Genomic DNA, 17,551 nt, shown 5'->3' with positions numbered 1-17,551 from the left:
AGGATGCTGCCGCCCTTGATGCTATTTCTACAACTATGCCAGCGGCGGTGCCGCCTGTTTCATTGCCGCTGCCGAATACTCATGCACGTAATCCGTTAATTCCTTGAGCGTGTCCAGCGAAGCTTCAGGGAATAATCCATGTCCCAGGTTAAAAATATACCCCGGCTGCGTGATGCCTTCATCGATCAGTTCCTTGGCCCGGGCTTTGAGCATATCCATCGGCGCAGTCAGCAGGTATGGATCAAGATTGCCTTGAACCGCATAGCCTCCGCCCAGTCTGCGTCGTCCTTCGGTGATGCTTACCCGCCAGTCCAGTCCGATCACATCGGCCTGCAGCTTGGTCAAGCTGGGGAGCAGCTCCCCTGAGCTGACGCCGGGGAAGTATATTTTCGGAACGTCCAGATCGGACAACTCGGCAAAAATCCGGGTGATCGTAGGCAACACATACTGCTCAAAATCACGCGGAGCCAGCGCCCCGACCCAGCTGTCGAACAGCTGGAACGCCTTTCCGCCGCTGGCGACATGGGCGCGCAGATAGGTAATAACCATATCTCCCAGCTTCTCCATCAGCTTCTCCCACACCTGAGGCTGGCTGAACATCAGCTCCTTGGTGCGGTGATACGTCTTGGACGGTCTGCCTTCAATCAGATAACTGGCGATGGTGAACGGTGCTCCGGCAAAGGTAATCAGCGGGACGTCCAGCTCCTTGTCCAGTATGGCGATGGTCTCCAGAATATGGCCCAGATCGCCTTGCACATCAATCGGCTTCAGCCGGTGCACATCGCTTGCAGAGCGGATCGGATTCTCGATAACCGGCCCGATGTTCTTCACAATGTCAAAATCCACACCGAGGGAGGCCACCGGATTCATGATGTCAGAATACAGAATCGCTGCGTCCACGCCCAGCTTGCGCACAGGCATCAGGGTCACTTCAGCCGCAAGCTCGGGCTGCCTGCAGATCTCAAGCAGCGAATATTTCTCCTTGATTGTACGGTAGTCGGGATCATACCGGCCAGCCTGCCGCATGTACCATACCGGGGTGTACTCCGTGGTCTGCTGTCTGCAGGCACGGATAAAAGTGTCGTTGTAGGTCATGATAAGATCTCCATTAGATTTAATAGAATACTGTGATTAAACACATATCATTATTATGCCCCTTTTGTAAGCGGCTAACAACTCCCGGGCGCAGCCGGGAATGACAATCCAATGACATAACTATGACGAGTGTTGCATTAACCTGCTGAAAAAATGTGATATACTGATATAATGTCGTCTTTTCGTGATCGTTGTTGCAAGAAATTTCAGAAAGGAAGTGAAAGCACTTTGAAGAATTGGGAGACCTGGAAAATCAACCTCATGGTGCTTTGGTTTGGCCAATTCCTGGTAAATGCCGGGATGACTATGATTACCCCGTTTCTATCGCTTTATCTCGCCAAAGATTTGGGGGTGACCGGCGACCGCGCAATCGGGATGTGGGCCGGGCTTATTTTTGCCGCCAACTTCCTGACCTCATTTATCTTTCAGCCGCTCTGGGGCAAGCTTGCCGACAAATACGGACGCAAAATAATGCTTCTGCGTTCCAGCTTCGGCATGGCGATTGTTATTGTCCTGATGGGCTTCGCCCAGTCCCCGATGCAGCTGCTGCTGCTCCGGCTGCTGAACGGAACCATCTCCGGCTTCAATCCCGCCTCTGTCGCGCTGGTCTCAGGCACCACACCGAAACCGAAGATGGGCTTCGCAATGGGCCTGATGCAGTCCGGCGCTGTGGCCGGAACGATTCTCGGGCCGCTGATGGGCGGCTTACTGGCGGACTGGATCGGCTTCCGCCCTATTTTCTATGTGGTCGGCGCGCTTCTGTTCGTCGCTTCACTGCTGGCCTTATTCCTGGTCAAAGAGAAATTCGACCGCGCAGAAGCCGCACAGGTGCCTCAGGTATCCGTGCTGGAAGGCTTAAAGGAACTGGCGAAGGTACCGCAGCTTCCCGCCCTGTTCGGCGTGACCTTCCTGCTGCAGTTCGCCATGGTCAGTCCAATGTCGCTGCTGCCGCTCTATGTAGAGAAGCTGCACGGCACCACCGTCGACCTTGCCTTCTGGGCAGGTATGGTCAGCGCCGTCACCGGTATCTCGAATATGCTCGCATCGCCGCTGCTCGGCAAGCTCAGCGACAAGGTGGGGGCCCACCGGATACTGACCTTCGCGCTGATCGGCGCTGCTCTGTTCCTGATTCCGCAGGCGTTCGTGACCAGCGTCTGGCAGCTGATTCTCGTCCGCTTCCTGATGGGCGTCTTCATGGGCGGCCTGCTGCCGAGCGTCAACGCCCTGATTCGCTCCTATACGCCTGACGGCAAGGAGAGCCGGGCGTTTGGCTTCAACAGCAGTACGCTCGCGCTCGGTAATATGCTCGGTGCGGTGATCGGCGGATTCCTGTCGGGTTATATCGGGATTGAGGGTCTGTTCATCATATCAGGTGCTTTCCTGCTGATTAATACGGTCTGGGTGCGGATCAAGCTGTACAAGAAGACTGAACCCCGGCTATTCCGTTAAGGAGCTGCTTCTCTATGACGCGGGCGGGTGCTAATGTGAGTGATGCTATTTCACCATCGCCAGCGCCAGGCCGTCATAGGCAGGCAGCAGCGTGCTGGTCAGGCGGGGATCGCCCGCGATCATCTCATTGAAGCGGCGCATGGCCTGGACAGCCGGTCCGTTCTTCTCGGTATTGAGTGTGCGGCCGCGCAGAAAAATATTGTCCCCGGCAATAATCGCCCCCGGCGAAGCCAGCCGGATCGCATATTCCAGATAATTCGGATAGTTCTCCTTATCGGCATCGATGAAGAAGAAATCATACCTGTTCCCCTGTGCTTCGAGCAGCTTCAGGCTGTCCAGTGCAGGGCCTATCCGATATTCCACCCGGTCGCCGAAGCCCGCCTGCTGCAGATGGCCCTGTGCCATCTCTGCATATTCAGCCTTAAGCTCCAGAGAGGTGAGACGGCCTTCCTGCGTCATTCCCCGGCACAGGCAGATTCCGCTGTAGCCGCCAAGCGCCCCGATCTCCAGCAGGTTCGCCGAGCGGGAGAGGGTCACCAGCATCGTCAGCAATCTGCCGTAGCCCGGGGCAATGGACACCTCAGGCATGCCGCCCGCCGCGATGGCTGCTTTGACTTGAAGCAATAATTCATCTTCTGTATATAGCTGTTCGCTGTACTCTTCCTGATTCTGCATATGTATTCTCCTCTTGGATGGGTGTGTGCCTGCGGACAGGCATTGTGCAGAACTCTTCCTTACCCTATACTGTAAGCTGAACGTTCTGCAGGTCAGATGACAAACCAGTTACTCTATTGTACTGGCTATACGTATTTATCCACAAGTTAAACGGAGTTGAGCGCATTTGGGCAAATTACAATTGATCGCCACCGCCCCCATGGGGCTGGAGGCTGTAGTAGCACGCGAATTAAACGAGCTGGGTTATGAGACCACGGTCGAGAACGGACGGGTCCTGTTCAGCGGGGATTACATCGACATCTGCCGCTGCAATCTGTGGCTGCGTACCTCGGACCGTGTCCTGGTGAAGATGGGCCAGTTCCCGGCCCGGACCTTCGATGAGCTGTTCGAAGGAGTGAAGGCGATACATTGGGAGGACTGGATTCCCGAGAACGGCGAATTCCCGGTAGAGGGCCGCTCGCATAAATCTCAGCTGACCAGCGTACCTGCCTGTCAAGGGATTGTGAAGAAGGCTATTGTTGAGAAGCTGAAGCTGTCGTACCGCACGGAGTGGTTCCCGGAGAACGGCCCCCGGTATGTGGTAGAAGTGATTCTGCTGAATGATATCGCGCTGATCACCCTGGATACCACCGGCCCGGCCCTGCACAAGCGCGGCTACCGCCGCCAGGCTACGGAAGCGCCGCTGAAGGAGACGATGGCTGCGGCTCTGATCCAGCTCAGCCGCTGGAACGGCCATCGTCCGCTCTATGATCCTTGCTGCGGATCGGGCACGATTCTGATCGAAGCCGCGATGATTGCCTGGAATATCGCGCCGGGCCTGCGCCGCTCCTTCCCGTCCGAGCACTGGCAGGAGATTCCCCAGCGCCTGTGGGAGGAAGCCCGCGAGGAAGCCTTCGATGCGGTGCGTGACGATTACCCGCTGCAGCTGACCGGAACGGATATCGATCCGGCAGCGATTGAGATCGCCGAAGCGGCGGCGAAAAGCGCCGGACTCTCCGGTGAGATCACCTTCAAGCATATGGCCGCTGCGAAGGCCCGGCCGGAAGGCGAATACGGCTGCATCATCACCAACCCGCCTTACGGCGAGCGGATCAGCAATGACAAGGAAGTGGAGAAGCTGACCCGCCAGTTCGGCGAGATGATGCTCTATCTGCCTACCTGGTCCTTCTTCGCCATCAGCCCGTACAAGGAGTTCGAGCAATACTACGGCCGCAAGGCGGACAAGCGCCGTAAGCTCTATAATGGCCGGATTGAATGCCAATACTATCAATACCTGGGACCTCTTCCTCCGCGGAAATAGGACGAGCTGGCGCAGGTTAAACAGTATTGCAGTTAAGTAACTCTTCCTACAAAGCCTTAATTTACTAAGAAGCCTTAAGTTACATGATGCACTCGGGACCGCCCCCCTCTGCGCTATGAACTTAAGGCTTTTTTTCTCATTAAAGCGCTGATGCTGGATCAATTCCGCATACATTTGCCTCGCTCATCCTCGTAGTTGCACATTGTATGTGGTTTTCCACACACATTTGCCCCGCTCACCCCCGCCGCTGCACAATGTATGTTGTTTTCGGCATACATTCTCCCCGCTCACCCCCGCCGCTGCACAATGTATGTTGTTTTCGGCGTGCATTCTCCCCGCTCACCCCCGCCGCTGCACATTGTATGTTGTTTTCGACATACATTCTCCCCGCACACTCCCGCAGTTGCACATTGTATGTTGTTTTCGGCATACATTTGCCCCGCATACCCCCGCCGCTGCACATTGTATGTTGTTTTCGACATACATTCTCCCCGCATACCCCCGCCGCTGCACAATGTATGTTGTTTTCCACATACAAATGCGGGTGGGGTCAGATCTTAAACCAGATCTGGGCTTTGCAGCGAACCTACATACTCATAGTAAATAATCCGTTGAGTTACTCCTCGAGCTACAGCGCGAAATTTACCTTTATCCACCAACATGCGGCTGTACTTAATGACTGTCGCGGTTTGCAGTTCAAGCTCTCTCGCAGCACTGCCCGGACGAAGCACACGATTGTTACGGATAGCTAATCGCATTAAATCTCGTTCAATTCTCGAATAAGCTTTCTCGGTACTCCGATTTGTAGTTTCAGCCGACAAATAAGGAAACAAACGGTTCCGCAGTGCTGAAAGGATGAAAGACGGATTATCCTTCATCTCGTCCAGAGAGATGTAGAGCACCAAACAATCTTGTGATTGCAGGAATAGACCCCGATTCAGGTCCATCCGGTATTTGCTACGGTCCGTGCCATGCGACCCAAAATCCATAATCTCAAACGCAATGCGCGAAGATCCAACCTTCCATAGCAAATCGACAAAATAAGATCTGCCGCGCCAGTCCTTTACTTCGTATTCCGGGTGCAGTCCGTGAAAATGTCCGGCAAGCGGCCACCATACACTCTCGACGAATAAGCGGTTCCCGTAGCCATGTCCCCGCTTAAGCGCATCTAGCCGCTCCCCCTTTCTTCGTTTGAGATGATTGTTTAACCATTGATCATGCTCTCCTGCAAAGCCCATTTCAGTCCCCCCAATTAGCATTGAAATTAATCTCAGAACGCACAAAACCCCGCCTCCTTCTGAATGGAAGGGAGCGGGGCATTCTTTGCCGCGTTAATTTGTACTAAAATTAGTGTCCCACTTTTGGGCAGCGAATGCAAGATAAAGGTAGTACTATAAAGTTACAATTTCCTCCGGTATAAAAATCAGCAAGAACTTGTTGGTATTTGGTAATCCTAAATCTTTACTTCCTGCACTCGCGGCTATAAAGAATGTATGTTGTTTTCCACATACATTCGCCCCGCTCACCCCCGCAGCTGCACATTGTATGTTGTTTTCGGCATACATTCACCCCGCTCACCCTCGCAGCTGCACATTGTATGTTGTTTTCCACATACATTCGCCCCGCACACCCTTGAAGCTACACATTGTATATTGTTTTCCACATCCATTCGCCCTCGCACCCCTCGCCCCGCGCAATGTATCCGGTTGTCCGCATATCCCCACGCACACCAAAACAACCCCCGCAAATCACGCGGGGGCTGCACGATGCTGCAGGTGCAGCAGCTCTGAATTACTTCTTTTCCACCGGCCGTTTGACGAAGGCTTCCGCTTTGGCCAGCACCTCGTCTTCCGTCGGTCCGCTGATGTAGCGGCCGTTAATGTAGACGAACGGGCGTTTGCCGCACGGTCCGCAGTAGGAGATGCAGCCTGTCTTGATTTCGGCATCCGGTGCCATCTTCAGCAGCTTGGGCACGATGCTTTTCATTTTGATATGATTGCACTCGTCACAAATTCTAATATCGTTAGCCATGAAGCAACCCTTCTTTATGTCCTTAAAATACGGGCGGATCAACTAGTGATCGCCATGATTTCCTTTAGACGGATTAGTAATCACAAAGCCTTCTTCCGGCAAGTAGAGATAATCAATCTTCACCCCGTCCAGCAGCGGCTGGTTCGGATCAAGAATCACATCGATATCCTTGTCAGTGGAGACTACTACATCGTTCTCCTTAGGCGTGTCCAGATCCAGTCCGTAGTGGGCATGGTCGCCATGGGCATGTGTAATCGCTACACGAAGTTTAAGCTCGCTGTTGCCTTCAAGTTCCATGGTCTTCTTTATCACTTTAGCCGCGTTGCGGGTAATTTTGACGTTCATTCGATTCCATCTCCCAGGCCTCTATATTTTAAATACTCAATAATTCATTTTAAGGAATATGGGAGGATAAAGCAACCATTAGGAGATGGACATCCGCAGTTAAAGGTGCAATCGTCGCTAAAATGTCATCTTCCGCTGTGCAGTGCCGCGTATTTACGGTCCATCCGCGAGACGAACCAGCCCATCAGCAGCATCGTTACGCCAATATCGTCAATCGGTATAAACGGCATGAAATCGGGCAGCACCCAGTACAGCAGTGCCGGAATAGTGAACAGCAGCTTGTCAGCCATAGCCACATTAGGCGAAACGATATAATGCCAGGAGCTGCGGAATATATGAGACCATTGTTTGAGCGACAACAGTTTTCTGAATTTCATGAGTTATACCTCCTTTAGAAAAGGGCACCGCCGCTAAGCCCCTGTAAAAGGATTGCGGCTGTGCCCTTTGCTGTTATCTTACGCGAATGCGCAGGATTCGTTTCACTTTTAAGTAAAATTTAATCGAATCCTCCCGAACCGTGCCCACTGTTCACTCCGTCACCTTAACATCGTCGATCCGTGCGGTGCTGGAATGCATCCGTAGACCGATCTTCCCTCCGGCCGGCTGTGCCGCCGTATCCGTCCACTGAAGCAGCTGGACACCTCCAGCGTAGGCGGTAACCGTACTGCCGCTGACTGTTACCTTCAGCTCCATCCACTGGCCAGGTGTAACGGGAGTATTCGTGCTGCTGACCATGGTGAGCGTGCCGGTGGTTTTTTTGAACAGCTCCGCCTTGTCGCCCGAATCATTCAGCCGGAACATATAGTAATTGGAAGCGTCCGCATAACGGAACAGCAAGCCTGCGTTGCCAAAAGCATTCAGCAGCTTGACTCTGGCCGAATACGTATAATTCCTCCAGGCGGCATCGCCTGTATAGGCAAGTGCTTCACCTGTCCCGGAGTTCTGTGAGAACGCCTTGGTAACATCATCGGCCACACTCCAGGCTCCCCCGGAGGTAGTCCAGCCGGCGTAATCATTATTCTCGAAATCCTCCTGTAACAGCACCGCAGGCGGTGTAATCGAACCCTGGAATTCAAACGCCCCCACATCCGGCGCACCGTTATAGAGCGGATTCCCGAAGTAATCGAGACCCCCATTGTCCGGCACAGCTACACCTGCGTGGATCAGCGGAGAGGACGGGAGCAGCTTATAGCCGTCTGCCGAATCGCGTCCGGTTGCGGTGCCGGGGCTGACTAGCCCGGGGTTGCCGGTGATTTTGTAAGGATCGCTTGGGACATTGGCATTCGCCCCGTAGAAGCTGTTATGGCTGTACGTCATTCTTGGACTGTTCGTATATTGGCCTGTGGCGGTATTATAAAATATATTATTCGTGTAATTAACCATTCCCGTATTGCTCGCATGAGTCAGCGCCCGGTTCTGCGTCCCGGAACGGTAGATGATATTGTTGTAGATTTGCAGGTTGCCCCCGCCGCTCACCAGATGGAACGCCCCGTTGCCGTCCAGATCATCCTGACTGATGTTATAGCGGAAAATATTATTGTTCGTGTTATTCATAACGAGCAGCGTGCCGCCCTGATTATTATAGCTGTAATTGTACTGGTAGATGCTGTCATGCACCTCAACGTCGAAGTCCCAGGGCTGACCGTCCCCCTCCAGCATCCTGGTATCCGAGGCCTCATTGTACTGGAAGACGGCACCAGTTGTATAATAGGCCCACTGCGCGGCCACGACAGCGATGTTGTCCAGATAATTTACCACTGCGGGATCAATATCGCAGGCTTCGCCGATGGACTTCGTCTGGTTGTATTCGATCAGCGGGGATACGGCGGCTCTGACCAGGATACCGTCCCGGTGGATTCGCTCCACGGTATTGCCCCGGATGACCACACCCCGGAAGGCGTCGAACTTATGCGTCCAGGCACTATTCAGAAAAGCATCCGTCATCGTCTGAATCCCCGTATCCGCCACATTCGTAATAGTGTTATTCTCGATCAGGATGCCATCCCAGGTACTCTCTGGCGCGGAACCTGCTCCGCGCGCATGAAAGTTAATGCCCCCTGTACGGCGGTCCGTGCCGAAAATATCATGAATATCGAGATTGCGGATCGTAATATGCCGGAAATTCCCGGCTCCTGAGCCTTCACCGACCACCAGCACTCCGCTCCGCCGCATGTCGGTGGCATGCTGCCCGCTTGTAATCTCCAGATTATTAACCTCCCAGTAGGAGACATTACGCAGCCGGACCCCGAAGCCCTCCCCGCCCACAGCTGTGTTGCCGAAGTGGATCAATGGCTTGTCCCCGCTCCCGTAGCGGTCAACGGTTATCGGATTCCCCTCTGTCCCGGAGCCATGCAGGTCCAGATACTGATCATTCCATACGCTGCCTGCCTTCAAAAGAATCCGGTCTCCCGGGCTGAAGGTCACACCGTTCACCTTGCCCAGCGTCTTCCAGGCTGCCGCTTCACCTGTACCTGGATTGGTATCGCTGCCCTGGGCAGCATCGACGTAATAGGTGGTTCCAGCCGCCTCAGCGACCGGGGCTGACATGCCTGCAAGCAGACTGAACAGCAGCAAGCCGATTAGTCCCGGCACACAGAAACAGTATAGCCACCTGCGCGGCTTGCCTTGTGCCGGATTCATAGCTCCACTGCGATACCCTCTTGTTGTCATTCGGATCACGCTCCCGCAGATAATGAATTGTACATATAGTTTTCATATGGGATCACCGTGACTCCAGAGAAGTTTTGGACTTCATGCCGCTGTCACTTGTCCCACTCTGTGTATGTTCAAGTTCAATTTATTATAGCTATAAAGCAGCTAGAGCCTCGCCAAGCCAAGCTCCCTGCTGCACCAGTTCCTTCTGCAGCTTAGCAAGATCCACGCTCCGGCTCTGCCCCTCCGCTCCGGCGGCCATCGCCGCCGCCATACCTGCCGCCTGCCCCATGGCGAAGCAGTTGGGCATCACCCGCAGGGAGCCTTGCACGACACGGTCCGAGGAAGCGGCGCGCCCCGCCACCCACACATTGTCCAGGCCCACCGGCAGCATGCAGCGGTAAGGGACACCGTGCGACTGCCCGGGCGGAAGATGGTGGATATGCATCGCCCCACTGCTGCGGGCCATATGAATATCGATGAAGTAGCTGTTACGGGCAATGTCATCCGGGAAGGATGCCATATTCATGAAATCCTCCTGGGTCAGCACGTAATCGCCGACAATCCGGCGCGTCTCGCGGATACCGATCTGCTCGCCGGTGGATACCAGATGGGCCTGCTCGAATCCGGGCACATAAGCCCTGAAGAACTCCAGCTGGCGGTGGACCAATTGGCGTCCCTCTATGGCTCCCCGGGTCAGATCCTCTGCGCGGGAGCCGTCAATGCCGAACACATGGCCGAAGTTCACACCGACCAGATAATCGGCCACCCAAGCGAGGCCAGAGACGGAGTCCCGGCCCTGCGGCAGCTTCCCGTCCGCCTGCGCCTGCTGGACCGCCTGATGAATCTGATCGGTGTCACCGCTTACATTCCGGTATTCCTCAAAACGCTGCCGGTCCACATTCGCCAGCAGATAGCACATGGTCGCGGCCTGAAGCTCGCCGGATTCTCCGCCCTTATGGAACGGCGCTCCCGCCAGCGCGGCCAGATCGGCGTCACCAGTCGTATCAATGACGGTCCGGGCGCGGACCAGACTCCGGCCTGACTTGTTGACGATCACCACGCCTGCAATGCTTCGGCCGGTCTCGTCCATCACCGTCTGGCTCGCCACGGTATGCAGCAGCACTTCCGCCCCGCTCTCCAGAGCCGCCTCGTCGTAGACGCGCTTTAACACCTCCGGGTCAATAGGCACCCAGTCCAGCTCCGCCCCGAAGCGCTCGCGGAACTCCGGCTCACATCCGGCCTTCATTTGGTCAAGCAGCTCCAGGCCGATGCCGCGTACCACGGCCTTCTCCCCGTCGCTGTAAGGGCAGAAGGCGGGCACAAGGGCAACCGTGCCCATGCCGCCCAGGAAGCCGCGCTGCTCAATCAGCAGTGTCCGCGCCCCGCTGCGGGCCGCAGCTATCGCCGCTACGACGCCCGCAGGCCCGCCGCCCGCAACCAGCACATCCACCTCACGGGATATCGTTATCTCCTCCGCAGGCAAGGTAAATACAGTTCTGTTCATCGTTGTTCCTCCTTGAAGCTATACTTAGACTCTTCACCATTATAGTGAGAAGGAGGCTGCAACAGCGTGCAGACTGATTGCCTGTTACGGTGGACAGTTTTGACTTATAGGGCTTCGTGACGTTCTATTAGATCATGTATGAAGTTTCCTTCGAAGTTAATATTCAGGGAACCTGGGTAGAAAGGACAATTTAATTGCACGGTTTACAGTTAAATGGATTTTGGGTGATACGTTAGAGGATTTAGTTGTACAGACAGCAAGTAAGCGTACCGCCTGCTCCTTATCTGGAACACGGCAAACCCTTAGCATACGTTTGGTTAAAGTCATGCTCACAGCTTTACATCTGCTGCTCCATAGTAGAGCATCAGAATTTAAATGGTGGAGTAGGTGCCTGCGATGCCCGCCGGACTGAAGGCGTGGAGTGATTCTTCCTAAGATGTAGCCCATCCCAGATAGTTTGTTCTTACATTGGGCGATTGACTCGGCGTTACGGACTGGGGTGCGCTTATTTCGGATGAAAGTCATGACTTTGGGAAGTTACGGACACCATGGGCTTTATTATCGAATATTCCGCTCCCAGGCGTTCCTTTGAGAGACAATAAGCGCTCCCTGGTCCGTTAAGGCTAAAAAAGTGGCGTTTTCTTGAACATAACGACTCTCGGGTCCGTAAGGAGCCGACAAGGTTGCTGTTGGTTCTCTTCACCGAACCCCTAGGGCTATAACCTTACCCACAGCTTTACATTTGATGCTCTTCGATTAAGGCTCCCTGTCGTCCTCCCCAACCGGTCCTGCCTTATACTCGCTGGGATTCCGGCCGCTGTATTTCTTGAACACCTTGGAGAAGTACGCCCGGTCGGAGAAACCGAGGGTGTAGGCGACATTCTCGACGGTCTCCTGCGGGCGGGCCAGCATGGTAATGGCCATATTCATCTTGTACTGGTTCACGTAATCGGTGAAGTTCACGCCGGACAGCTTCTTGAAATAGCGGGAGAAGTAGCTGGCATTCAGATGCAAATGCTCTGCCATGTCGGTAGAGGTGACCATCCGGTCCACATGCTCCTCCAAGAATTGGTCCACGGCCTGAAGCCGGACATCCCTCTCCTCAGCGGCTGCGGGGGCCAGAGTATGCTGCCGCCACAGATGCCTCAGCTCCCGCTTGGTCAGGCTGGCCGCCTCACCGATATGAACCGTCTGCTCCAGCTGCGTGAAGAAGTCCTCCTCGGCCAGCCCTCCGGCTTCGAAGGCCAGCTGGCGCACCAGATCCCCGCAGGTCTCCTTCACCAGCCGCGGCAGCAGCCGCTCCGCCATAGCCTGCTGTGTCCACTGATTCACGGCCAGATCAATCCAGGCGGCCTGTTGATCAAGAAGTGCCAAGGACAGCATGCCGCGTTCCTTTTCCCCGCGCCGTTCTAATGTCTGCCCGAAATCCGCATACACCTCAAGCAGTGACACAGGCGTCACTGACTGATAGAAGTTATTTTCCCGGCAATCCGTGAGTGTCTTGTATAACACATCGAAGCTGCGGACCGGTGCGCAGGACTCCGAATAGAATCCCCGCAGGGTAATCTTCAGATATTGCTCCACCTTCCCCAGCACCGACTGCATGAATTCAGCCAGCCTGTTCTCTGTAACGTGGGGGTCCGCTACATTCCAGACCAGATAAATATCGGCGTCCCTGCTCATAATCGGTGTAATGGAAGACTCTGCCGCAGACAGCTCCAGTGCAATATTGTTCACGGCTGAATGGATCAGCGGAATATCCTTGTACCGGTAACGCTCGGTGACAGATGCGGCATCCATATGCAGGAATCCATGACGCAGATACGGGTGCTTCCAGGAGATGCCCAGCCGTTCACCGAACTCCAGCGTGTTCTCTTGGCCCGCCGCACCCGACAGCAGCTGCTTCAGGAAGCTCTGTTTCAGCACTTCCTTATTGCGCTCAATCGCCTGGCGGAAGGAATATCGCTCCAGCAGTTCCTCCCGGCTCCTGAAGCGGCTCATCGCTTTGGCGAGACTGCTCTTAAGCTGCTCAGGCGACAGCTCATCCTTGATCAGATAATCATCCGCCTCAAGCTGAATCGCCCGCTTCGAGTAGTGGAAATCCTCATAGCAGGTCAGGAAAATCAGGCGCACCTCCGGCTTCGTGATCCGGAAGGCATCCGCCAGCTCCAGCCCGTCCATCCCCGGCAGCCCGATATCCACAATCACAATATCCGGCAGTGCTGCATGGAACTGCTCCAGTGCGTCTTCACTGCTATATGCCGAAGCCACCAGCTTCAGATCCAGCCTCAAGGGCCCGAGCAGATATTCCACATATTCCAGCATCGGGACATCATCGTCAATCAGCATCAGGGTCATCAAGGGGAACCGCCTCCTTCTCCCGGGTCACGGGAATATATAGAGTGAACGTCATGCCTTCATCGTCTTCTCTTGCCTGCGCGCTCAGCCGGGCGCGATATCCGTACAACACCTGTAGACGGCGTGCTGTGTTGACCAGCCCGACTCCTTTTTCCGGCCAGAGCGCCGGGTCTTCACTTCCTTGCAGCCGCCGGTTCAGGCGCTGGAGCTTATCCTCCGGCATTCCACGGCCGTTATCGCTAATGCTGATCCGCAGCAGATCTTGTTCGAACGCTGCTTCGAGCCGGATCGCCGGATGGTCCGGACGGGCGGAGAAGCCGTGGCTGATCGCATTCTCCACAATGGGCTGCAGCAGCAGCCGGGGCAGCATCACCGCTCCTTCCGCCTCGCCCACCTCGCATTCCCAGGCGATATCGAGACGGTTGCGGATCTGCATCACCTGCACATAGCTGCCCAGCACCCTGCATTCCTCCGCCAGCTCCAGCGGCTTATCCACATGGACATACACACGCAGCAGCTTCATCAGCGCATCGATCATGGCCCCATGCGCCGGGTCCCCGCTCAGCAGCAGATCCACCTTGATCGAATTGAGCGTATTCAGCAGAAAATGAGGCCGGATCTGCGCCGCCAGCGCCTGAAGCTCCAGCTGCCTCTTCTCCTCCTGTTCACTCTCGACCTGCTGCAGCAGCCCGTTCATATCCTCTAGCATCTGATTGAAGGCTGCCGACAGCACCGCCACCTCATCCTTGCCCTTGACGGGTATCCGCACCGCGCGGTTGCCGCCGACATACTGCTTGACGCTGGCCCGCAGCAGGCTGATCGGCTTGTTCATATAACCGGCCCACAGCATGGACAGCACCAGGAACGCCAGGAAGAACAGTCCAATCAGCGAGATCGATACCAGAAACTCCCGGTTGATATGGCTGTCAATGGAGCTGCGGGGCGTCTTGCTGGTCAGCAGCCAGCCGACCTTGGGAATACGGACCTCACTGACCAGCAGCGGACCTTCATCCGCAGGAGCCGTTTCTCCGGTGACAGCAATGCTTCTCCCCTTCTGGTCGACCAGTGTGAGCCTGCTTACCGCATTGCCCGTGTCGAGCAGACTGCGGAAGTAGTGGCTCGGAATGCCTACATACAGCGTGGCTAGCTTGTCCTGATTCAGCGGGTCGGTAATGAAGCGTACGGCATAATAATAATCCGGTGCAGCGGGGGTGCCACCGTAGGGGAACCATTGCAGCGACACTTTTTCCCGCTCATCCAGCCTGCTGCTCTCCTTAAGAAGAGTCTCCGGCAGCACAGAGAATACCGGAATATTCTGATTGCCGATCAGTATCCGGTCTTCCCGGTTGACCAGCATGATCTGCAGATCGGCATCCAGGGACTGCACCGACAGAATATTGGCCGTGGTCTTGAGCTTGTTGTAATGGGTATACACTCCGTAATTTCCGAAGCTCCCGGTATTTTTGAGATATCGCAGACTCTCCAGCACGGCCGGATCATACGCCTCAGAGAAATACACCGAGACAAACGAGATGCTGTCCACCGTTTTTTCCATTTGACTGCCGATGACCTTCAGGGTCTCCTCATTGGAACGGGCGATCTTCTCACTCACATTCTCCCGCACAGAGGTATAGGACCAGAACGTAACGACAACAAAAGGCAGCAGGATCAGGATCAGGAACGTGTATTGCAGTCTGCGATGGAAGGAAAAACGGCTTAACCATTTCATAAGAATTCCACCCCGCACTGTAATGAAAGCTTCAACGTCCCTATTATAATCCAAAATCCCTGCTGCCTTTGCACTTCAACCGTTATTTCTGATTGGCAGAAACTACCTTCTCGACTTCCGCTGTCATCTCATTCTTGACCTCATCGAAGCTGCGGTTATCCAGAATGAAGCTGGCGAAGCCGTTCTCCACAATCGCTTTCAGTTCGCTGCCGTACGGCACGCTGAAGGAGTCAGGCATTTTAATATTCGGATCGAACAGCGTCTTGGAGAGGGAGACGGTATCGATCAGGTCTGTATTTTCCCCGAAAAAGCTGCCTACCAGCTCCGCTCCGTCCACGCCCTTGAACGAAGGAATCTCTTTGGTGAACTTGTAGGCTTCCTTCGACATCCAGCGGATGAAGTCATACGAGGCTTCCTTATTCGCTGATTTCGCGCCCATCGCCAGACCGCCTCCGGAAATATTCGTCATGCCCAGCTCCTTACTGTCCACCGAACGCGGCAGCGGGGCGTACATGCTCTGGAACTCATGCGGGAATTTCTCCAGATTCAGCGCCGCCCGGACGGCATAGCTCGGCACAGCCAGCATACTGGCATTTCCGGCAAAAAACTGCTGCAGCACATGGTAGTTCGAGGCCAAGACATCGGCATACGGCTCCGCGCTCTTATCTTCCTTCTCCATCGTGCGGCGGAGGTTGAAGAAGTACTCGAAGGACGGATCGTCGAAAATCGGCTTCAAATCCGCGCTAAGCTGCGGATGCGGCTTCTCGGTGTATGCGATAATGTTCGGATATTCGCCCCAGGTATGGAAGTAGGTTCCGTAATGCTCAGGCGTGGTTAGCTTCTTGGCATAGTCGCGGAAGTCATCCCAGGTCCAGCCCATCTCAGGCAGGGTCAGCCCTGCGGCCTCCAGATGATCCTTGTTGAAGACCGTCAGCCACTGCGTGGAGCTGGGCAGAATGCCGTAGACCTTGTCCTCCAGCTTCAGCAGCTTGGAATATTCATCCTCGGGAGTGATTTTCTCCTGTTCAAAAAAAGAATTAAGCGGTTCCACAACTCCCCGCGAAGCGCGCTCCAGCAGCTCATCCTCATTGCCGGTCATGAACACATCGACCACTTCGCCACCGGCCACGAGAATATCCAGCTTCTTCATGAAATCCGTGCTGTCGCTGTTCTGGACCAGGGATTCATACTCCACTTCCACTTTATCCTGAGCTTTGTTATATGCCTGAACGGCCTGGTAGATCGGCTCCTCCGGCTTATCGGCTTTGAAGGTGTAGAACTTAATTTTGGCTTTGCCTGCCGTCCCGTCTGTGCCGCTGCTTCCAGTACCCGGTTCAGCTGACGCAGACCCCGGTGCATCGGTGGCCGCTGAGCTGCCCGCCCCGTTCCCGCCATTTCCGCCGCACGCAGTGACCGAGAGCATAAGCACCACACTGGCGAGCATGATTGATAGTTTCTTCACAGCAATTCCCCCTAGATTTATGTTTTGCAAGCTCATTATACAATTGAAGGCCCGCGCACACCGTGTACAGCTATGCGGTGTACGCGTACACTTTTTTGACCTTTACCCTTTGACGCCTCCAATGGCAATCCCGTTGATGACTTGCTTCTGGAGGATCAGGAACAGGACCAGCAGCGGCAGAATCGCAGCCACGGAGGCCATCATCATTACGGAGATCTGCGTGCCGAATTCCTCCTTGAAGAACTGCATCCCCAGTGGAATGGTGTACAGCTTGGTCGAGTTCAGCATAATCAGCGGCCCCTGGTAATCATTCCAGGTCCAGATGAACTTGATGATCCCAACCGTCGCCAGAATCGGGCGGCTCAGCGGCAGCACGACACTCCAGAAGATGCGGAAGAACCCGGCCCCGTCCAGCTCGGCCGCTTCCAGCATATCATTATGAATGCCGATCATGAACTGGCGCAGCAGGAAGGTGAAGTAGCTGGAGAACATGCCCATCAGGATCAGCGCAGCATGGGAGTCGTAGAGGCCGAGCTCCTTAATCATAATATAGCGCGGAACAAGCGTGGCCTGCTCGGGAATCATCATGAACGCCAGCATCAGGGTGAAGATCAGCGCCCGGCCCTTGAAATCCAGCTTGGCAAGTGCATACCCGGCCATGGCTGAGATGATGATGGTCGCCAGGGTGGAGATCAGGGCGATTTTGAGCGAGTTCATATAGAATAATCCAAACGCGACATCGCCCATCCACACGGCCTTGAAGTTGGCGACCAGATTCCAGTCGGTGGGAATCCACTGAATCGGGAAGGTCCAGACCTCCTTCTCCGTCTTCGAGGCAGCCGACAGCATCCACACCAGCGGCATCAGGAAGAATACCGAGCACAGGGCGAACAGGACCGTGAAGATCAGATTGCCGGGCTTAAGCTTTTTCATTGTCATTGCCTTTCG

At 54.9% G+C, this 17,551-nt stretch carries 14 protein-coding genes; 2 read left to right on the top strand and 12 right to left on the bottom strand.

Going from position 1 to position 17,551, the window contains the following annotated elements; translation table 11 throughout:
* Window positions 1-33 precede the first annotated feature (33 nt).
* Entirely contained in the window at window positions 34-1,095 is a 1,062-nt protein-coding gene (hemE, locus tag MKX63_RS23500; RefSeq protein WP_341020459.1) for a uroporphyrinogen decarboxylase, read from the bottom strand.
* A 228-nt stretch (window positions 1,096-1,323) separates the two neighbouring features.
* Here hemE and MKX63_RS23495 point away from each other — a divergent pair, with 228 nt between their 5' ends.
* Entirely contained in the window at window positions 1,324-2,544 is a 1,221-nt protein-coding gene (locus tag MKX63_RS23495) for an MFS transporter (protein WP_341020457.1), read from the top strand.
* A gap of 45 nt (window positions 2,545-2,589) precedes the next feature.
* Here MKX63_RS23495 and MKX63_RS23490 read toward each other — a convergent pair whose 3' ends face one another.
* Window positions 2,590-3,219 carry an O-methyltransferase gene (locus MKX63_RS23490; protein ID WP_341020455.1) on the bottom strand — a complete coding sequence of 210 codons (630 nt, stop codon included), beginning with the start codon at window positions 3,217-3,219 and terminating at the stop codon, window positions 2,590-2,592.
* A gap of 166 nt (window positions 3,220-3,385) precedes the next feature.
* Here MKX63_RS23490 and MKX63_RS23485 point away from each other — a divergent pair, with 166 nt between their 5' ends.
* Entirely contained in the window at window positions 3,386-4,519 is a 1,134-nt protein-coding gene (locus MKX63_RS23485) for a THUMP domain-containing class I SAM-dependent RNA methyltransferase (protein ID WP_341020453.1), read from the top strand.
* A gap of 557 nt (window positions 4,520-5,076) precedes the next feature.
* On the opposite strand, the gene MKX63_RS23480 is transcribed toward MKX63_RS23485, so the two are convergent.
* The 10 genes from MKX63_RS23480 to MKX63_RS23435 form a co-directional block, all read right to left on the bottom strand.
* Window positions 5,077-5,757 carry a hypothetical protein gene (locus MKX63_RS23480; RefSeq protein WP_341020451.1) on the bottom strand — a complete coding sequence of 227 codons (681 nt, stop codon included), beginning with the start codon at window positions 5,755-5,757 and terminating at the stop codon, window positions 5,077-5,079.
* A gap of 553 nt (window positions 5,758-6,310) precedes the next feature.
* On the bottom strand, window positions 6,311-6,550 hold the full coding sequence (locus tag MKX63_RS23475; protein ID WP_340754794.1) for a DUF1450 domain-containing protein: 240 nt from the start codon (window positions 6,548-6,550) through the stop codon (window positions 6,311-6,313).
* A 42-nt stretch (window positions 6,551-6,592) separates the two neighbouring features.
* A complete protein-coding gene (locus MKX63_RS23470; protein WP_036702251.1) occupies window positions 6,593-6,895 on the bottom strand; it encodes a HesB/IscA family protein in 303 nt (100 codons plus the stop codon).
* A 125-nt stretch (window positions 6,896-7,020) separates the two neighbouring features.
* Complete coding sequence (locus MKX63_RS23465) at window positions 7,021-7,272, bottom strand: hypothetical protein (RefSeq protein ID WP_076157676.1); 252 nt, start codon at window positions 7,270-7,272, stop codon at window positions 7,021-7,023.
* A 151-nt stretch (window positions 7,273-7,423) separates the two neighbouring features.
* Window positions 7,424-9,565 carry a family 16 glycoside hydrolase gene (locus MKX63_RS23460; protein WP_341020448.1) on the bottom strand — a complete coding sequence of 714 codons (2,142 nt, stop codon included), beginning with the start codon at window positions 9,563-9,565 and terminating at the stop codon, window positions 7,424-7,426.
* Between the two features lie 136 nt (window positions 9,566-9,701).
* Window positions 9,702-11,054 (bottom strand): FAD-dependent oxidoreductase, encoded by a 1,353-nt coding sequence (locus MKX63_RS23455; RefSeq protein WP_341020447.1) that lies wholly within the window; start codon window positions 11,052-11,054, stop codon window positions 9,702-9,704.
* A gap of 756 nt (window positions 11,055-11,810) precedes the next feature.
* Window positions 11,811-13,412, bottom strand: a complete 1,602-nt coding sequence (locus MKX63_RS23450; RefSeq protein ID WP_341023222.1) for a helix-turn-helix domain-containing protein — start codon at window positions 13,410-13,412, stop codon at window positions 11,811-11,813.
* Entirely contained in the window at window positions 13,393-15,141 is a 1,749-nt protein-coding gene (locus MKX63_RS23445; RefSeq protein ID WP_341020446.1) for a sensor histidine kinase, read from the bottom strand. The genes MKX63_RS23450 and MKX63_RS23445 overlap by 20 nt, the downstream gene beginning before the upstream one ends.
* Before the next feature lie 82 nt (window positions 15,142-15,223).
* Window positions 15,224-16,603, bottom strand: coding sequence for an ABC transporter substrate-binding protein (locus MKX63_RS23440; protein ID WP_341020444.1), 1,380 nt, complete (start codon window positions 16,601-16,603; stop codon window positions 15,224-15,226).
* Between the two features lie 102 nt (window positions 16,604-16,705).
* A complete protein-coding gene (locus MKX63_RS23435) occupies window positions 16,706-17,542 on the bottom strand; it encodes a carbohydrate ABC transporter permease (protein ID WP_341020443.1) in 837 nt (278 codons plus the stop codon).
* Window positions 17,543-17,551: the final 9 nt, after the last annotated feature.

Origin of the sequence: Paenibacillus sp. FSL R7-0179 (assembly GCF_038002265.1) — a bacterium.
In the GTDB taxonomy this organism is placed as follows: domain Bacteria; phylum Bacillota; class Bacilli; order Paenibacillales; family Paenibacillaceae; genus Paenibacillus_AQ.
The sequence above is the reverse complement of the archived record's forward strand: the minus strand, read 5'-3'. Positions and strand labels throughout refer to the sequence as shown.